General features: G+C 61.7%; 2 protein-coding genes. Both read right to left on the reverse strand.

Annotated features, from left to right (window positions below; genetic code table 11):
* Positions 1–341: 341 nt before the first annotated feature.
* On the reverse strand, positions 342–1,136 hold the full coding sequence (locus ABL922_RS14120; protein ID WP_349024851.1) for a DUF6118 family protein: 795 nt from the start codon (positions 1,134–1,136) through the stop codon (positions 342–344).
* 10 nt (positions 1,137–1,146) lie between these two features.
* Positions 1,147–4,032, reverse strand: coding sequence for a Ti-type conjugative transfer relaxase TraA (gene traA, locus ABL922_RS14125; RefSeq protein ID WP_349024852.1), 2,886 nt, complete (start codon positions 4,030–4,032; stop codon positions 1,147–1,149).
* Positions 4,033–4,126 lie beyond the last annotated feature (94 nt).

Consider the following 4,126-nt stretch of genomic DNA (forward strand, 5'->3'; position numbering starts at 1 on the left):
TGCAACATATCCTCCAGCACAGCGATCCATCGCTGCCATATCTCGTCAGAAATTGTCATGCGATATGTAACCCTCCCAGATTCCCGCTAATCGCTCGAGCAGTCTTTGCTCGACATCCGTGCGCCTCATACAATATTTTTATGCGAAATCAACGTTCCAAGCTGTAACACTTATGTAAGTAGTATTAACCATTCCGCTCAGATCATCCTCTAATTCATGCATTCTGAAGCTGTCGTTAATGCCGGATTTGTCGGCATCTTTTATACGGCGCGGGGTACTTTTGCTTAAATTTTTGCTCGTCCGTGGCCGGGCTCCAAGATATCATATTGTCAACATGACGATCAATTAGCATCCGGAACGATGCTGACGGTGCACCGGACGGATTTGCCAGCATCGTTTGCTTTCTTAATACAGCCGGGGATGATTTGGCCGTTTGCCTGCGCCATTCTCGCTGCCTGCACAACGGCACTCCATGCCTGGGGATCGTCTGCACTCATAAGTCTGGTGCCTGCCTCCCACCCAGAAGGTTCGTCGAGCATTCCCTCGGCCATCGCTTCGGGCCAGTGCCAACTCTCCGGCACGGAACGGGCAATAGTTCCGGGAAGGAACGACCAAAGAAGGATGCCGCCGAGCACTCCGCCTCCGACTGCCTGAAACACTGTGCGGCGTTGGTCCGCACTATTGCGGGCGTGGGATGTGACACCGCGCATATCCTGCGCCGCTTGCCGAAGCTCATTATATGCGTCGTTGATCCGCGTTTGATCGCCGCGCCGCGCCGCCTCCGCTGCGGCTTCGATCCGCCTGCCAAAGCTATCGGGAGTCACCTGCATGGCCGGGTGTTCCTCGATGCAATCAAGATTCTCTACCATCTCTTCGAGCCGCTTTGTCATCTCCGTCAAGGTCGCCCCATAGTCGGGGATAATGATGTCTGCCCGCTCGGCGGCAAGATGCTGGACCGCGCGCCGCATGAGGGCCAGTTCGCCTTCAAGCCGCGCGAACGCTTCGGCGGCAGGATCGCTTTCGACCTTGGCGAGCCTAGGTTTGGCCTTGCGCTTTGGTCTGGGCTTGGGCTTAGCCTCCGCTTCGGCCTCCTCCTCAATGTCCAGTGTCACTTCTTCAGTATCGGCATTGTCCACTTCACTTCTCCTACAGGCTCATTCCAATCGAGCGGGTCCGCTCGAACGACACAGACGCGGCAAGTTCGCGGGACAAATCGCGTCCGATGTCCTTGCCGAGACCGAGTTCCCGCGTCCGGCTGCGCAACAGCGATTCCACCTGTGGATCGCGTTCCAGACCTTTCGCCATGTCGGCCATGCGTCCCGCGATACGGCCTGCACCATTGTCGTTGCCCCCTTGCTGCATGACCGCGCGTGCCTGCCCTAGCTGCTGCCAGTCATTCACAAAGCGGTCGGCGCGCTGCACCGGATCGACGCGGATTTCAGACTCAAGCTGCATGGCGCGAGTCGCGCCTTGGCTCCGACCGTCGGCTGCCTCGCGGGTCAACTCAGGCCGGCGCTGCAAGGCGCTGGCAAGATCGACGGCGGCATGGGGCCTGATCGCGTCGAGGGTTTTCCCTGCCTTGTCCAGCGCGTCGCGCTGATGGGGAAGCACCGGCAATCCCTGCTCGCGCATCTTCGCCATATCGTCGGCGGCACGAGCGAAGCGTTCGACCGCACGGCGCTGGTTGGAAAGCCCATGCTGTTCGGCGGGAAGAGTTTCGAGCTTCTGCGCCTGCGGGCGGAAGTTGGCGAAGATGGATTTCGCGTGCTCCGGCAACTGCCGCGCGATCTCGACAATGCGTTGGCGGAAGGTGATCCCGCGCCGCTCGGCAAATCGCTGCTCCGGGCTGTAGTCGCTCGCCATGTCCTTGCCGCGCTCGCGGCTGAGCGTTCGGACAAGTTTCGACTGATCGGCGAAGTCGTCGCGGCCATAATGCAGGTCCACGCCTTCGCGGTGGCGCGACAGCGCGACGTAAGCCCCGTGGCTGTCCATGCCCGGCGTTGCGAGCACATGCGTCCGGTCTACGGTCATGCCCTGCGCCTTGTGGATCGTGGCGGCGTAGCCGTGATCGACATACGCATAGTCCTTTGTGTCGAAGGCGACGCTGCGGCCATCGTCGGTGCGCACGGCCATGCGCTGGGGGCTGACTTGCTCGACGGTGCCAAGCGTGCCGTTCTTGACACCCAGCTCACGCTCGTTGCGCAAAAACATGATGCGGTCGCCGCTGGCAAATTGTCGGTCGCCGCGCTCAGCCTTGATCGACACATCGGCACCCAAGCCATCCGCAACACGCATACGCCCGCGCGCGGCTTCGTTGAGTTCGCGCATCTCGTCATTGGTGTGCGTGAGGATGATGCGCGTCTCGCCGGGGCTGGACTGGCGCGCTTCATCCCAACGGTCGATCAAATCTGCGCGCGCCGCCTCCCGCGTGTCGGCGGCATGAACCATTCCGTGCTCGCCGTACGCATGAACGGCCTGCCCTGTTCGTCCGGTTGCAAGGTGGCGTGTGGCATCCTGCTGCCAAGCCTGACGCTGACGGCGCACTTCACTGATTTCAACGCCGCCATGCCGTTCGTGGATGGCGCGGAACGCAGCCCCTGCTTCAATGGCCTGCAACTGTTGCGGGTCACCCACCAGCACGACTTTCGCACCGGCATCGGCGGCATGGGACAGCACGCGCTCCATCTGGCGCGTGCCGACCATGCCCGCCTCGTCGATTACCAGCACGTCGCGCGAAGTCAGTTGTTCGCGGCCCTGTCCCCATTGATGTTCAAGGCTGGCGATGGTGCGTGATGCAATGCCCGAACCGTGCTCAAGTCCTTCGGCGGCAATGCCTGACAGCGCAGCACCGCGAACATTAAAGCCAGCGCTTTCCCATGCCTCGCGCGCGACGCCAAGCATCGCGCTCTTGCCAGTCCCGGCATAGCCGACGACGATACTCAGGCCGCGCCCTTCGGTCACATGCACGAACGCCGCGCGCTGCTCGCCCGACAGCACCAACCCGCGCGTATCTGCCTGCGCCAACGCTCCGTCCCTGCCTTTCGCATCGACGCCGTGCCGCTCCCGCGCCGCCATCAACTCCGAAGCGTGCTGCAACCGCTGCTCGGTCGCAATCATCGCCTGCGATGTGAAGCGTTCGTCGCCGCGTCCGTCCTTGCCCAAAGCGATGAAATCGGGCGATCCGCGCACTGCGCTTAGTACGGCATCGAACTGCTCTTTTCCGTCGCTGTGCCGATGCGCGAAAATGGCAAGGTCACGGTTCGTGAAGGTGGCTTGGCTGTGCGTGATCGCGTCGAGCGCAACACCGGGATTGGCAATGATGCGCTCGCCATTGCGCTGCGCGACTGCGCGGTGTTCTTCGATGCGTTCGGCCTCGAGCCCGCGCGCGCCCATTCGCGAAGCGGCGGGGCCAATCTTGTCCTGCGGCTCCAGCTTTATGCCCTGCGCGTCCAGACTGCGGTGATCGACACGCGCGTCAATGTCGAGCTTGGCCAACCGCTGATTAACATGCTCGGCCCATCGCTCGCGCCATTGCTCGACCAACTCGGCCTTGTTCCACTCGCGCACCTTCGCGCCGAAACCGTCCTTCCCAACTTCGCGCATTGTGAGCATCACGTGCGCGTGCGGCTTGGCCAGTCCGTCCTTGCCGATATCCCAATGCACGTTGAGGTCGGCGATCATGCCCTTGTCGACGAACTCGGTCTTCACAAAGTCGCGGGCCAGCGCAATGCCTTGGCCCTTGTTCATCTCGCGCGGGATCGCGAACTCGACCTCGCGGGAGAGCTGCGCATCCTTTCTCTTTTCTGCTGCCTCGACTGCGTTCCAGAGCTTCTCCCGGTCGGCGAGATGTTCAGGCGCATCTTTTGGCAAAAGGATTTCGGAATGAACGACGCCGTCCTTGTTGGTAAAGTCATGGTCGCGGTCGAGGCGCTCGTCGTGCAGACGCTCGGCGCCGCGATAGGCCGCTGCCGCCACAGCGCTGCGCCCGCTGGCGCGGCTGATGACTTTGACCGAGAGATGGAAGATTGCCATGATGGCAATCCATCTACGCCATCAAAGCCACGTCGGCACGACGTATAAGCGCGCCCTCCCATGATAAAATCCTGCTCGGGACTAGGTGGTGTCA

Origin of the sequence: Sphingorhabdus sp. (assembly GCF_040079335.1) — a bacterium.
Classification (GTDB): domain Bacteria; phylum Pseudomonadota; class Alphaproteobacteria; order Sphingomonadales; family Sphingomonadaceae; genus Sphingorhabdus_B.

What these genes read in the sequence shown, in the direction of transcription:
- traA (WP_349024852.1), bottom strand. Translation starts at nt 4,032, where the DNA reads ATGGCAATCTTCCATCTCTCGGTCAAAGTCATCAGCCGCGCCAGCGGG.